This is a genomic window from Paenibacillus sp. FSL H8-0548 (assembly GCF_038630985.1).
Taxonomy (GTDB): Bacteria; Bacillota; Bacilli; order Paenibacillales; family Paenibacillaceae; genus Pristimantibacillus.
On record NZ_CP152049.1, the window covers coordinates 1418772 to 1432060 of the forward strand.

The window sequence follows — 13289 nt, forward strand, 5'->3', positions numbered from 1 at the left end:
ATAACTAACAAAATGAAGAGTACTAGAATAAATCCAACACTATTGTTAGAACCACGAACAGCTTCTGACATTGATATTCACCTCCTCGTAATTTAACTACTGTGTAGATTATGTATTGATAGAGTGAAGTGATTGGATGATTGTTCTGGTAGGATACTAGCCTGATATAAAAGCAATGAGGATTTACGGAGATAATTTATGAATGATGATCAGTGGAAAACACAAAAAGCCCATTCAATGGGCTTTTTGTGTTGTTTCTATTTTAAGGAGTTATTGGAAGTAGGCAAGCATGGAGGAATGAGCTTATAATCTGACCCTTATTTAGTAGCCTTTACCGTAGCCGCTGTTGACGCCACCGACTCCGCCGACGCCACCGTAACCGCCGCCAAACATACCGCAGCTGCATGCGATAATCACCAACAAAATAAATAATACCAGAATGATGCCAATACTGTGGCTAGAACCACCTACAAAACCACCCATTACGCTCACCTCCCAGAGAATTGAATACATTGTAGGTTATGCGCGGATATGGTTTCTTGTTTGGGTGTTTGTTACGTAATGACATTTGCCCATCCTGCTGCCAGTTAGCCCTCTAGACGTTAAATGGTTGCTTACCTTATTCTTTAGCTCCCTTTTGATGCTCCTTAGATAGCTGCTGCCGAAGTTCGGCATTTTTAGCAGCGAGCTGCTTCACCGCAGCTGTCATCGAAGCATCCAATCTTGCTGCTTCATCAGTCAGCTTCGTTATTTGCGACATTTTGCTGCTCAAATCGGTAGGAGAGGAGCTTAGCTTTACGCTTTTTTGGAGCTGTTTTATTTTGGAGAGAGCCTTTTCCTTCTTGCTCTTATCGTTGACGCTTTGTTTTTGCAGGTCAGCAATTTCTCTCTTTAATCGGCTTATTATTGATGTAGTAAAGCTAATGGACATTCCAGCACCTCATAATCGTATAGTGTTGCCTCGCCCTATTTTACTATAAAAGGACTGTTTAAGCACTATAGGATCTTGTTTATTTAGTCAGGTCTGTTTGCTTCTGCTCGATTTTTCTCTCTGATATAGGTTTTGGACCGACGAAGCGCCTAAGAAGCATAAATAAGGGTGAGGATTCGAGCTCGACGATGTTTTGCATCTCCGCCCAGTTAAAAATAACTAAAAACGGCAGTAGTCCCATTACAAGTATACCGATTAGGAGCCCAATCGAAATACCGCGCATCATTTTGCCAAGCAGCATACTTCCATCTCCAATCCATTGATTTTTCTCTCCTTTTGATTATATGCACTACTGCTCATTTCCATCTTAAATACTGCAATAGGACCGACAGCTCGCGCATGTACGAATTTGTTTACCTACTGGCCAATAGGTGAATTAATTGGGATATGGCTAACAGACTCTAGTACATCATGCTATAATAGATCTATTCGTGCAACATGGTTAGACAGTAAGGAATGGGGTCTCCTCGGAGCGTAGGGGCCCTTTTTTGTTGATAATTAGTGATGCTATACAAGCGGGAGGGGATAAAGATGGCAAAAGGACCGAAGCGTCCAACTAGAGACGAGTTTGAGCTAGAAGAGCTGGGGGAAAGACTAGTTGAGGCTAAGCAGGAGGGCACGGAGCTGCTGCTCACGGTTTGGGCAGCGGCAGAGCAGGTGAGAGGCGTCATTACCGTAATGGATTCTAGAACGAAGAAGGTTCATGTGGAGCATATGGGAAATGTAGTGAAAATCCCTTTTCTCGATATTATGAAGGTCGAAAGCTCGTATTAAGGCAAGGAAAACAACAGGCCCCTGACGTTTCTATAATGAACGTAAGGAGGCCTGTTTTGTTGTAATGAAAGAAATAGGAAGCAGGGGGACAAATGAAATGACTGTGATGCAGCCGATACGTCGAAGCTGATTGATGACGAATTTATTACGGAAAACCATGCCATTATGATGTATGAGCCCATGCTGGAGGAAAAAGCATTTTCTACTAAATAAAAGCTTTGGCTGCTGTGTAGGCATGTGCGCATTTCCTGTTAACGCCCATACTCTTTTGTCCCTGAGACATAGGATACAATGTAAGTTAACAAAAAGGAGATGAACAAATGAGCTATGGAGTAGCAGGAGCAAATGTAGGTCCTGGAAACTGCGGACCTGTGTATCCAGTGGCAGGCGTAGGCTGCGGCGGTGGCGGATTCTCAAGCATTGGATTTATCCTTGTCCTATTTATCCTTCTTGTTATCATTTCTCGTTCTTGGCTGTAAGCCATAAATCAGCCGGAATGTGAACGCCAGCCTGTCGAAACGCTTTCCCACTAAATGAAAGTATAATAACATCCCCATGTGCCTGAGCCATGGGGATGTTATAGTTTATCCAAATGGACAAGCTAGCAATGTTGGAAGGAGTTTAATCATCATCCGGACGTGTGGGCTGGCATGAAAAATGAGCAGGAGCACATTTTATTCAGTCGCCTATACCTTTTTCGCTGAAAATCATAGGATACTGTACCTTAAGAAAAAGGAGATGAACAAATGAGCTATGGAGTAGCAGGGGTTGGCGCAGGAAACTGCGGACCTTCATACCCAGTTGCAGGTGTTAGTAATTGTGGAACTGGTGTTGGCGGCTGGGGCACAGGTATTGGGATTATATTAGTACTTTTCATTCTGTTGGTAATCATTACCCGCGCTTGCTTGTTTTAGTCGACAAAGCTTACTTGTAAATCGGCGATACATGCGTTTCCACTAATTGAAATCGTATTAAACCCCCAAGTGCCTGAGCCTTGGGGGTTTTGCAGGTTTATGCTATGCGATTTAGAAAACAGATTTCTGCAATGTGCTATTTGACGGGCAACAAGGTGAAACGAGACATCGATGTATGTAGACCGTCGGCTAAAGCAGATAACATCTGCGCGGAGTGCAGCACATCCTCCATAGCGGCGGCTTGCTCCTCTGAAGCTGCGGACATTTCTTGGATGCGGCCGCTGCCCTCGTTTGTGATGTGATTAACGAGCGTTATCGATGAGGCGACGGAGCGCGATTCTTCGGCTGCCTTAGCGATCGCAGCTTCAGTCTCATTTACCTTATAAACGGTTTTAGAGATGGAGGCTTCGATCTGAGCAAAGGCTGCAGAAGCGTTCAGGCTGCGCTCCATACCGATAGCAACGCCCTCTGCTCCCTTGCGCATAGATTGAACAGCTTCTTCGGTTTTGGCCTGCATATGTGCGACCAGCTCAGTAATTTGACGAGAGGATAACGCAGAATTTTCGGCAAGCTTGCGAATTTCTCCAGCTACTACGGTGAAGCCGCGTCCGGCATCTCCCGCTCGTGCAGCTTCAATGGAGGCGTTGAGGGAGAGTAGATTCGTTTGGCTTGCGATTTCATTAATCGTAGTTACGATGGAACCGATCGTTGCGGATGCCTCATGCAGCGCATAAATACCAGCTTCTGATTCCTCGACATTTTGCTTAATTTCTGTCATCTGCTCGTGAATTTGCCCTACAGCCTCGGTACCGTTATAATTGGCAGACTCTGCTTCCTGAGCTAGCTGCTTCATTTCCTTACCGATTAGTTCCACATGAGCAAGCTGGTTCACCATATGATCAGCAGCCGAGTTTAGACGGATGAACGTATCGCTCTGCTGTTCAAGTCCTGCCGCTAAACCGGAGGCCTCATCTGCGATTTGCTCCGCCGCTCCGGACGTTTGGTGCACACTTGTGGCAAGCTCATCCGAAGATGAGGTTAACGTCTGAGCGCTTTGATTGACTTGCTGAAGCAGCTCATGAATGCCTCCGATCATCGTATTGAAGGAATCATTTAATTGTCCGATTTCATCTTTGGAGGAATAGCTTCCTTTAACCGTAATATCACCGGCCTCCGCTTGTTTCATTAAATGCTGCAGCGATTTTAGCGGCTTTGTAATGAGTTTAGTTATGATGATTGCAATAGCAATGAGCAGAACAAGAGCAGCTATCGTCCCAACCAGTGTGTTCATATTGCTCCGTGCTGCAAGAGACTCGCTCTCTTGATTCATCAAGGCTGCGGATTCTTCCGCAGAGGCAGCGAGCTTCATGAGAAGTCCGGTCATGTTTGTGCGAAGCTCTACGGTTTGTTCCGTATAGAAGCTATAGGCCTCAGCAATTTGTCCGTTCATCATAAAATTTAATATATTTTGCTCCTGCTCATTATATTGTGCGAGAAGCTCATCATATTCTTTCAATAAGGTAAGCTCGCTCTCGCTGTGCGGGGCCTTGCTGTATTGTTGAAGCAGATTGCTTGAGGCGTCTGAATTGCTATGTATTTGCTCGATAAGAGCATCTGTTCGAGAAGTATCTTCATTGAACATGAGCTCAAGGAAGATAGCGTTGTGCTTGTAGTCGTTAGCTGAAATTTGTTTGATCCAGGAGAGAGGAAGCAGGCTGTCTTCATACATATTATTGGAGAGAGTATCCATCTGGCGAATGGATAGATTGCCTACTGCTCCAACGATAAGGATAAAGAATAAAGCGGCAGCTACGATCGTCGATATTTTTTTTGATATTTTCATGTTCTTCATGAAGTAAGCCTCCCTATTTATGTCTATAATGATCGTAGCAAATATTTCCTACATAAAAATTAAGCGAAGCTTAAGAGACTATAAACTATTATTAAGAATATGTTTTGAGAAACGATTAATGGTTGAGTTGAACTTGAAAATGAAGATTTAGCGAAGCGAGAAGATCGTTCTGGAGAAACGAAGTGTTCGCCTTTGCAGTCTATATTCTTACCTTTAAATGTCTTAGGAGATCAAAGAATCTGGCTGCAACCGCGATCGTAAGAATGATCTACTCGCGCAGCGTCCAAAACGTAAATTTGTAGTTCAATTTATATAGATGAAAGAACGTAACAATTACGATATAATAGTAGCATTCATATCAGGCTTAAAATAAGTAACTATGGGAGAAATTACGATGACGAATAGAGAACAAAGCATACCGATTCATTTATTGTCCGGCTTTCTAGGGAGCGGGAAGACCACGCTGCTAAGAAGACTGCTGGACTATTACACTGCGCAAGGGAAGAAGCCGGCGGTAATTATGAATGAGCTGGGTGATATCAACCTTGATGGTCAGCTCGTTTCCGATGAGGTGCCTATGGCCGAAATGCTTAGCGGCTGTATTTGCTGTACGATGCGGGGCGATTTGGGCATGGAAATCAGCATGCTTATAAACGAGCATCAGCCGGATGTTATATTTATTGAATCAACAGGTGCTGCAAACCCGATGGAAACGTTGGATGGGGTTACAGAGGCGGCGATGTACAAAGCGATTGATCTTCGCAGCGTGATTACAGTTGTTGACGGACCAGAGCTGCTAGAGCGCAGCCGAGATGGGAAAGGCAGAACGTTCAAGCTGATGCAGGAGCAGATTCGTTGTGCAACCATTATGCTCCTCAATAAAGCAGATAAGCTGGAGCCGGATCAGCTCGTTGAAGCGCAGCAGCAGCTGCGCGAGCTGAATGCCCATGCGCAAATTATTGCAACCGTTCGTTGTGCAATAGATGATTGGAGCTGGCTGGATAGTGCCGAGGCATCAAGCGGCGATGCTAATGAGCGCAGCAGCAGTAAAACGGAGCAAGTAGATAGCCGTGTACATGATGAGACACATACACACAATGAAGACGAGCAATGCTCGGTAGAAGGCTGCTCTCACGAGCATCATCATAGTCACACCGCTCATCATCACTCGCATGATCATGTGATGGTTGTTACCCATTATTGGAGAAACCCGGTTGACAGTACAGCATTCGAATCTCTGCTTCAGAATCTTCCATCGAATATTTATCGGGCGAAGGGGATTGTGACGTTTACGGATGCACCGAGCCGTTTTCTATTTCAATATGCATACAAGGAATCAGATTTTATGCGAATAGATCCGCAGGGCGACGTGAATGATGTAGCTGTATTTATAGGAGAGCATTTTTCGAGGGAATGGCTGCAAAAGGAGCTGGAGCTTCTGGAGCAGGCTGCGAATAAAGAGTGAGTGGAGCAATAGGGTGTCCACTTAAAAGAAATGTCGAAAATTGCTGTTAACATGTCTATTCACGCGTACGCTTGGGCAAAATAAGCCAGATAAGGCTTTTATAGCCTTGCATCACGAATGCGATAGAAAGGTGTGGCAGCAAATGATTAAAAAAGGGTTTATTCCCGTCTTAGCGCTTGTTGTTCTTCTCTCGGCCGCTCCTGTATGGGCAGCCCCATCAGACACGGCTTTGCCGAATCCATCACTGGTTATTCAGCATCCTAAAGAGTCTGATTTGGACGGCGAGCATAAGTCGCATAAGGGGAAAATGACACGCAAGGATTTTGAAGCGTACAGATTGGAGAAGCTGAAGGAGCTAGCAACCTATTTTGGCATTCAAACCGACGGGAAGACGCCGGAACAGCTGAAGAAGGAAGTAGAGTCTGCAAAGCTAGCCAATAAGGATAAATGGGAAGCCTTTAAAGCGGAGCATCAAGCGAAGCGGCTGGAGCATCTGCGCAAAATTGCCGAGGAGCATGGCATTATGACAGAAGGAAAAACCTCTGACCAGCTGCGTGAGGAGCTATACCAGCTGCATGGCGGCAAAGGAAAACGACCACATCGTCTAGAGGATCATGAACGCGCCATTGAGGATAATAAGGATAAGCAAACCGAAAAGAAAAATCAAGTTTAATGAAAAAAAGCGTTGCTTCAGACCAAACCGAAGCAGCGCTTCTTTTTTTTGACCACGAGTAGGAAAGAACACTTCGTTTCTCTAGAAACGAAGTGTTCACTTTTGCAGCCAGAATATTTATGTTAGAACTACAACAGAACAGGGTATCTATTACCATCATTTAAAAATGAATAATTTACTTGCAATCTGAATTTGAAATAAGGTCATACGACTCTGGCGTCACATGGAAATGAGAGTAAAAAGCAGTATTTTGTCGAAATATATAGTGTTTTTAACCTATCTTTATTATTGTGCTGGCATCAAAAGGTCACGTATACTAGAAAGGTATCACTATTTGACATATTACGTCGATTTTTGCGCTTTCTAACAACAAGGGGCTGAGAGATGAAATGAAAAAGATAAGGCTGAGTATTGCACAAAAGTTAATATCATCACTTGGCCTGTTGGTAGTTATTTCATTTGTAGTTCTGGTTTCTGCTCATCTCATTAAGCTTTATGAGTCGAATTTGCGTGAAAGCGAGCTGCTTGCTCAAACGCAAACGATAGCCTATATACATCCGTTCTCACAACTGTTGGACCAAACGATGGGAATGCTGGATACATTAGAAACAACAATGCTGCAAATGAATAAATACGATATGCAAAATCGAGAATATACCGTTGAGCTGCTGCATCAGATGCTTGAGAAGCATCCTGACATATTGGGAGTCTACACGGTATGGGAACCTAATGCATTTGACGGAAATGATGCACTCAACCAAAATAAAAATCGCTTCGATGATGCTACGGGGCGATTTATTCCGTATGTCGTTCGAATGAATGATACGATTAAAATATTACCGATTGAGCATTATGAGGATATGGAGCTAGGAAAGTTTTATCAAATACCTAAACTAACGAAGGCCTTTTCACTACTCGAGCCTTATTCCTATAGTATAGAAGGTCATCCGATGGATATGGTCTCTCTCGTGCTGCCCATTCTGGATGAGCAGGGAAGCTTTTTGGGTATAGTAGGCGCTGATATTTCACTCGAATCGTTACAGAAGCAGCTTGCATCATTCCGTCCATTAGATGGCTACGCCAACATTATTACAACGGAAAATAACTATTTGGCCAATGGGCAAAATCCAGAGCTTGTGAATTCTCCTTATCAGCTGTGGTCAAGCCAGGATGAGCTTGAAGCGATGAAGGGGACGAGTGCTCGCATAAAATATACTTCTAACCCGGATGGAGACGGAACCGTATTGCGGTTATTTTATCCTATTCCTATTTATAATGATCTTTGGCATATAGAGACGGTAATTCCCAAGAAGAATATGCTGTCTAATTACTATAAAAGTCTTTGGCAATCACTGCTGATCACAGGGTTGGCACTGCTGTTTATGGCGGCTGTAACGACGATGCTTGTTCGTAAAATTATTTTAGTCAACATAAAGAAGGTCGTTAAAGCTACATCAGCGGTCGCAGCTGGAAACGAAGGGCAGCAGCTTACGATAAACACGAATGATGAATTTGAGTTTATGGCGAATCATTTTAATAATATGCTCGCTCAGCGTAATGAAGCTGCACAATTGATTGAATATCAATTGACTCATGATCTAATGACAGGCTTGCCTAACCGCTATGCCTATCATCGTTATATGGAAGAGAAGCAGCTTGGGAGCGGCAATATAGAAGGCCATATCGCGATGCTCTACATTGATCTTGATCGGTTCAAAATGATTAATGATACGCTGGATCATACGATGGGCGATCAGTTGCTGCAGCAGGTGGCAAAGCGAATTGTTGACAAGGTTGGCAGCTATGGACGAGTCTTTCGCTTTGGAGGGGACGAATATATTGCGCTTCTTGATCATGCAGCTCAACTAAATCAAGTCATGAGTATAGCGGAACAGCTGTTGACAGCCATTTCCGAGCCTATTGGGCTTGGGGACCGCAAGTTCTACATAACAGCAAGCATCGGAATGAGTATTCATCATGAATGGACCTCGGATGCCGCAGATCAGCTGGTGAAGGAATCAGACATTGCCATGTATCTGGCGAAGAAAGAGAGAAATACGTGTAAAGTTTATTCTCCTTCCATGAATGATGTACCGAAAAAGGAATTGATTTTGGAGAGCAGCATGTACAGGGCTTTAGATGAAGGGGAGTTTGTCCTTTATTATCAGCCGAAGATTGATATGTCTACCGGCGCTATTTACGGAGCAGAGGCCTTGATTCGCTGGATGCATCCGGAGCTCGGCATGGTCTCGCCGCTTGACTTTATTCCGATTGCTGAGAAAACAGGCTTTATCATTCCGCTTGGAGAATGGGTGCTGTATTCAGCATGCCAGCAAATTAGCGAGTGGGAACGAATGGGCTTAAAATCACTTTCGGTGAGTGTCAATATGTCGATGATTCAATTTCAGCAGAAAAATATTGTTCATACGATCGAACGAATTATTTCTGCTGCGGGCATTCGCCCGGGACAAATCGAGCTTGAAATTACAGAGTCGATTTTTATGGAAAACTCAGGGCATACGCTCAAAATATTGCATGAGCTGATGGAGCTCGGCGTTAAGCTTTCTCTGGACGATTTTGGAACAGGATATTCATCGCTTAGCTATTTGCAGAACATTCCGCTGCATACCTTAAAGCTGGATAAGTCGTTCATAAGCGGGATCGTCAACGATTTCAAGAAACAAATGATCTATAAGTCGGTTATCGTTATCGCACATAATTTGAACCTGAAGGTGGTGGCCGAGGGGGTAGAGACGCAGGAAGAGCTGGATATTATATCCAATCATAATTGCGATGCTGTTCAAGGCTATATTTATAGCCCTCCCGTACCGGCGCAGAGGTTCGTGCAGCTCTTTATGCAGCACAATAAAGAGGACGTTTAATAGAATTGCCGTCTCCCGTATTACGTGGGGGGCGGTTTTTTAGTTATAAAGTCTATTTCACTATGTTACAAAATGGCAAGCGGCATCGTCTTACTTATAGCTTGAGCAAAAAAAGTAAGGAGGAATACGGAATGGACCACTCGGCGCCGGATTTGTTTCGTCAACAATTTAATCAGTACTATCCATCAGTCAGACGCAAGCTTGTTGCGCTTATTCGCGATGAAGCAGCGGCTGAGGATCTTGCGCAGGAAACCTTCCTGCGGCTTTACCGGAATCCGCCGGATCAGCCTGAAGCTATTGGAGGCTGGCTGCATCGTGTATTGACGCGGCTCGCTTATGACTATATGGATAAGAAAGCGCGGGAACGCGCTCTAACGCAAAAACAGGAGCAAAGCATGCTTGCACAGCCGCAAGAGGTGCAGTCCAATGAACAGCAGTTCATCGATAAGGACGAGCAGGAACAGGTTCGAGCCTGGCTGGATACGCTATCTGAGCGAGATAAGCAGCTGCTCATGCTGCGTTATGAGGGGTATAGCTATGCGGAAATAGCACAGCAGCTTCAGGTGCGGCAGCCTCAGGTCGGCACCATGCTCAGGAGAGCTGGAGAGCGGTTGAAGCGGAAAGCGTTGAAGGCGGAGAATGCAATGTCCCATGAATAGAACTCTATCATGAGGATGGTAGTGCAAGCCGAATTTTTTGGAGGAGGAATTTAAAATGACAACGAGCGATGGTTTCAATAAAAAGGAGCAAGAGCAAACCGCAGACGCGTGGGCACGTCTAGAGAAGCAACTGCACGCTTCAGAGCAATCGCCGCTTTGGGAGCAATGGGAAGCGCAGGGGCAGGGGCTTTTTGCAGCACATCAGAGGACGACTGAAGTTAGTGCGGAAGGCACAGAGCGCTTGAAGAAGCAGCTGCAATCCGCTCATTCGATCCAAGCAATGGAGCAGGGGAATTCCGTTCCGCTAGGCAGAGTACAGAGCTCTTCAAGTGAGGCAGCAAGCAAATCTCGGAAGGGAGGAGCGGTTCGACGCTGGGTGAAAAAAAATGCAGGCAAGACCGCTGCAGCTTGTGCAGCTGCAATATTAACTGTCGTGATTGCGACGCCTTCTACGAATGAAGCGCTAGCTGCATGGCTGAATACGTTCCGTATGGATAATGTCATGGTTGTACAGGAGAATGATTTGGTAACGCTTATGAACAGCTTTATCGAGGATGGTGAGACGCTTGAGATGTCTAATCGCTTTGGAGATTTTGAACAGACAGCCCATGGGACTTGGCAGCAGCTTACGCCAGAGCAGGCTGCAGTAGAGCTGGGCTTTAATATTCCAGCATTGGAGGCATCGGATAGTCAGATCATTACGATATCATCGAGTGCGACCCAAACCTTTACTTTCAGCCTTAAGGTGAACGAAATCAACAGTACGATGCGTAAGCTGGGCGCTGAGAAGCTTTTGCCAAAGTCTGTAGATGGCAAGAAAATTACTTTTGATACAGGAAGAAGCACACATATTTCCTATCAGGATAAGGGAGGAGATTCTCTTAAGCTAAGCGCTAACATCAGTTATATGGAGATTCCAACGATTAATGTGGACCCGTCTGTAGAGGTTCAAGATGCCTATGAGGCCATCATTAGCTTACCTGCACTGCCTGAGCATTTGCGCACCTCACTTATGCAGGCCTCTAGTCTGGAGGAGGGTGGAATTCCGATGCCACTGATCACACGGGGAAATCCAGATAAGGTCAACATAAAGGGCATTGATGTCTATGTTGAGCATGAGGCTAATCTGTATGCGATGGCGACTTGGCTTGAGAAGGGTTATGTCGTGACAGCATACGTTAATAATTATGGAGATATCGACAACTTACAGTCGGTGATTGCGGAGATGATCCGCTCATGACCGCCCATGCTATTGAAGCTATTCAATTAAACAAGGACTACGGTGACGGGCGCGGCTGTCGCGACGTTACTTTAACCATTAGAAAAGGGGAAGCCTTTGGCTTCCTCGGTCCTAATGGAGCAGGCAAAAGCACGATTGTCAAAATGCTCACTGGTCTAATTAAGCCAACCTCAGGCAAAGCTCAAATCTTCGGTTATGCTTCGGGTTCGATGGAGGCAAATCGGAAATTAGGTTATTTGCCTGAGCTGTTTCGTTATCCAGACTGGCTGACCGGAGAAGAGGTGCTGGCCTTTCATGCGAAGCTATGCGAGCTGGACCGAACAGCCGCCAAGCAGCGAATCTATTTACTTCTGGATGAAGTCGGCATTGGCAGCCGTGGACGTGATCGACTCAAAGGTTATTCAAAAGGAATGCAGCAGAGGCTTGGACTCGCCTGCGCTTTGCTCGGCAATCCTGATATTGTCTTTCTTGACGAGCCAGCATCGGCACTTGATCCGGTTGGCAGGCATGAGGTACGCGAGCTGCTTGCTAGACTAAGAAGCCAAGGGAAAACGATTTTTCTCAACTCTCATCTGCTTGAGGATGTTGAGCTTTTATGCGATAGGGTGGCTCTACTTAATAATGGACAAGTTCTCAAAGAGGGCAAGGTATCGGAGGTATTGCGCTCAAAGTCGAGTTGGCGTATACGAGTCAGTGGATATACACCGCTTGCCCCTGAGCGTATTCGGCAATTACTCGAGGTGAATGTTAGGGTCTCAGATCAGGCCGGTGAAGATGAGGTCTGGCTGGAGCTTGAACTGGAGGATGATGAGCAAATTGGCTTAGTTAATTATATTCTCATTGAGCTGGGCTTGACATTGTATGAGGTAGGTAAAACAACATCGCGCCTTGATGAATGGTTTTTTGAGGCCGTATCTGGACTTGAGCATAGGGGTGAGCGGCGATGAACGCGGTTTGGGGGCTAACATGGAAGGAGCTTATACGAAAGCGCGTGACGCTGATGACGATACTGATGACGGTCGTTTTTCTGGTCGCTTATTGGTTTATTGCCGACGCTATCGCTGGTGAGCATCAGGTGTATGCAAATGATTCATCAAATGATTTATTCATCAAAATGGTTAGTGGCGTAATGGTGCTGACGCTCGGTTTTTTCTTTGGAGCGTTTGCCGTCGCCTTTTTAGCGATTTTTGGATCTGTTGCTGCAGTAACAGGCGAAGCGGAGCAGGGGGTATTGCAATCCGTATTAGCAAGACCAATTCCTCGTTGGAAGTGGTTTATGGGGAGATGGCTTGGCTTTGTTTCTTATGGAGCTTTGTATGCATTTCTATTATTTTTTTCTATTATCGTGATTTGCTGGATAGAGACAGGGGTGTTATTTCAAATCTTCGTCCTATTGAAAGCTTATTTATTATTCACTGCAGTTGTACCGCTGCTCGTTTCCTTGACGATGCTGGGGTCATGCTTTCTAAGTCCTTTAGGTAATGGAATTAGCATGACGATGCTATTTGGAATGGGCTGGCTCGGCAGCATGCTCGGCCGGTTTATGGAAATGGGGAGAATACAGCTAGAGGGGATAAAGACGCTTGAAACTATTACCGGATTAATCAAGCTATTCATGCCTGCTGATGCCTTGCAACAACGTATGCTAAGTGAGCTATTTTCGATATCCGAGCTTGGAGGCTTGATTAACCTGGGCCGTGAGCTCAGCTACGTATTCTCAATCAACGGAGCGCCAACAAATTCATTTTTAGTTTATTGTGCGATATATACGATAATTTTATTAGCAGTTGGTTTATTTGTTATGACCCGAAAAGACTTTTAAGCGATGCTGCCCCCGCT

14 protein-coding genes are annotated in these 13289 nt (G+C 45.1%); 10 read left to right on the forward strand and 4 right to left on the reverse strand.

The window, feature by feature from the left end; translation table 11 throughout:
* Nucleotides 1–321: 321 nt before the first annotated feature.
* From MHI37_RS05840 to MHI37_RS05850, 3 genes are all read right to left on the reverse strand, one after another.
* Complete coding sequence (locus tag MHI37_RS05840; protein ID WP_144023664.1) at nt 322–483, reverse strand: sporulation protein YjcZ; 162 nt, start codon at nt 481–483, stop codon at nt 322–324.
* Between the two features lie 136 nt (nt 484–619).
* A complete protein-coding gene (locus tag MHI37_RS05845) occupies nt 620–931 on the reverse strand; it encodes a hypothetical protein (RefSeq protein WP_076336586.1) in 312 nt (103 codons plus the stop codon).
* 79 nt (nt 932–1010) lie between these two features.
* Nucleotides 1011–1232 carry a hypothetical protein gene (locus MHI37_RS05850; protein ID WP_076336587.1) on the reverse strand — a complete coding sequence of 74 codons (222 nt, stop codon included), beginning with the start codon at nt 1230–1232 and terminating at the stop codon, nt 1011–1013.
* A gap of 290 nt (nt 1233–1522) precedes the next feature.
* On the opposite strand from MHI37_RS05850, the gene MHI37_RS05855 reads away from it, so the two are divergent.
* The 3 genes from MHI37_RS05855 (at nt 1523) to MHI37_RS05865 (ending at nt 2679) form a co-directional block, all read left to right on the forward strand.
* Nucleotides 1523–1765 (forward strand): YolD-like family protein, encoded by a 243-nt coding sequence (locus MHI37_RS05855; protein ID WP_076336588.1) that lies wholly within the window; start codon nt 1523–1525, stop codon nt 1763–1765.
* A 371-nt stretch (nt 1766–2136) separates the two neighbouring features.
* Entirely contained in the window at nt 2137–2244 is a 108-nt protein-coding gene (locus tag MHI37_RS05860) for a YjcZ family sporulation protein (RefSeq protein WP_256710500.1), read from the forward strand.
* Between the two features lie 267 nt (nt 2245–2511).
* On the forward strand, nt 2512–2679 hold the full coding sequence (locus MHI37_RS05865) for a sporulation protein YjcZ (protein WP_144023666.1): 168 nt from the start codon (nt 2512–2514) through the stop codon (nt 2677–2679).
* A 136-nt stretch (nt 2680–2815) separates the two neighbouring features.
* Here MHI37_RS05865 and MHI37_RS05870 read toward each other — a convergent pair whose 3' ends face one another.
* Entirely contained in the window at nt 2816–4531 is a 1716-nt protein-coding gene (locus MHI37_RS05870) for a methyl-accepting chemotaxis protein (RefSeq protein WP_076336589.1), read from the reverse strand.
* A 394-nt stretch (nt 4532–4925) separates the two neighbouring features.
* Between MHI37_RS05870 and MHI37_RS05875 the strand changes: the two genes are divergently transcribed.
* The 7 genes from MHI37_RS05875 to MHI37_RS05905 all read left to right on the forward strand — a co-directional run bounded on the left by MHI37_RS05875 (nt 4926) and on the right by MHI37_RS05905 (nt 13272).
* On the forward strand, nt 4926–5996 hold the full coding sequence (locus MHI37_RS05875) for a GTP-binding protein (protein ID WP_076336590.1): 1071 nt from the start codon (nt 4926–4928) through the stop codon (nt 5994–5996).
* A 142-nt stretch (nt 5997–6138) separates the two neighbouring features.
* Nucleotides 6139–6669: a hypothetical protein gene (locus MHI37_RS05880; protein ID WP_076336591.1), complete on the forward strand. Its 531-nt coding sequence runs from the start codon at nt 6139–6141 to the stop codon at nt 6667–6669.
* Between the two features lie 389 nt (nt 6670–7058).
* Complete coding sequence (locus MHI37_RS05885; RefSeq protein ID WP_076336592.1) at nt 7059–9551, forward strand: EAL domain-containing protein; 2493 nt, start codon at nt 7059–7061, stop codon at nt 9549–9551.
* Between the two features lie 131 nt (nt 9552–9682).
* Nucleotides 9683–10210, forward strand: coding sequence for a sigma-70 family RNA polymerase sigma factor (locus MHI37_RS05890; RefSeq protein WP_076336593.1), 528 nt, complete (start codon nt 9683–9685; stop codon nt 10208–10210).
* A 55-nt stretch (nt 10211–10265) separates the two neighbouring features.
* Complete coding sequence (locus MHI37_RS05895) at nt 10266–11450, forward strand: hypothetical protein (RefSeq protein ID WP_076336594.1); 1185 nt, start codon at nt 10266–10268, stop codon at nt 11448–11450.
* Nucleotides 11447–12397 (forward strand): ABC transporter ATP-binding protein, encoded by a 951-nt coding sequence (locus MHI37_RS05900; RefSeq protein WP_076336595.1) that lies wholly within the window; start codon nt 11447–11449, stop codon nt 12395–12397. Before MHI37_RS05895 ends, MHI37_RS05900 begins: the two co-directional genes overlap by 4 nt.
* Complete coding sequence (locus MHI37_RS05905) at nt 12394–13272, forward strand: ABC transporter permease subunit (protein ID WP_076336596.1); 879 nt, start codon at nt 12394–12396, stop codon at nt 13270–13272. Before MHI37_RS05900 ends, MHI37_RS05905 begins: the two co-directional genes overlap by 4 nt.
* Nucleotides 13273–13289 lie beyond the last annotated feature (17 nt).

Excerpts from the sequence above, each read along its gene's own strand:
- MHI37_RS05840 (WP_144023664.1), bottom strand. The coding sequence starts at position 483 with ATGGGTGGTTTTGTAGGTGGTTCTAGCCACAGTATTGGCATCATTCTG.
- MHI37_RS05845 (WP_076336586.1), bottom strand. The coding sequence starts at position 931 with ATGTCCATTAGCTTTACTACATCAATAATAAGCCGATTAAAGAGAGAA.
- MHI37_RS05850 (WP_076336587.1), bottom strand. The coding sequence starts at position 1,232 with ATGCTGCTTGGCAAAATGATGCGCGGTATTTCGATTGGGCTCCTAATC.
- MHI37_RS05855 (WP_076336588.1), top strand. The coding sequence starts at position 1,523 with ATGGCAAAAGGACCGAAGCGTCCAACTAGAGACGAGTTTGAGCTAGAA.
- MHI37_RS05865 (WP_144023666.1), top strand. The coding sequence starts at position 2,512 with ATGAGCTATGGAGTAGCAGGGGTTGGCGCAGGAAACTGCGGACCTTCA.
- MHI37_RS05870 (WP_076336589.1), bottom strand. The coding sequence starts at position 4,531 with ATGAAGAACATGAAAATATCAAAAAAAATATCGACGATCGTAGCTGCC.
- MHI37_RS05875 (WP_076336590.1), top strand. The coding sequence starts at position 4,926 with ATGACGAATAGAGAACAAAGCATACCGATTCATTTATTGTCCGGCTTT.
- MHI37_RS05880 (WP_076336591.1), top strand. The coding sequence starts at position 6,139 with ATGATTAAAAAAGGGTTTATTCCCGTCTTAGCGCTTGTTGTTCTTCTC.
- MHI37_RS05885 (WP_076336592.1), top strand. The coding sequence starts at position 7,059 with ATGAAAAAGATAAGGCTGAGTATTGCACAAAAGTTAATATCATCACTT.
- MHI37_RS05890 (WP_076336593.1), top strand. The coding sequence starts at position 9,683 with ATGGACCACTCGGCGCCGGATTTGTTTCGTCAACAATTTAATCAGTAC.
- MHI37_RS05895 (WP_076336594.1), top strand. The coding sequence starts at position 10,266 with ATGACAACGAGCGATGGTTTCAATAAAAAGGAGCAAGAGCAAACCGCA.
- MHI37_RS05900 (WP_076336595.1), top strand. The coding sequence starts at position 11,447 with ATGACCGCCCATGCTATTGAAGCTATTCAATTAAACAAGGACTACGGT.
- MHI37_RS05905 (WP_076336596.1), top strand. The coding sequence starts at position 12,394 with ATGAACGCGGTTTGGGGGCTAACATGGAAGGAGCTTATACGAAAGCGC.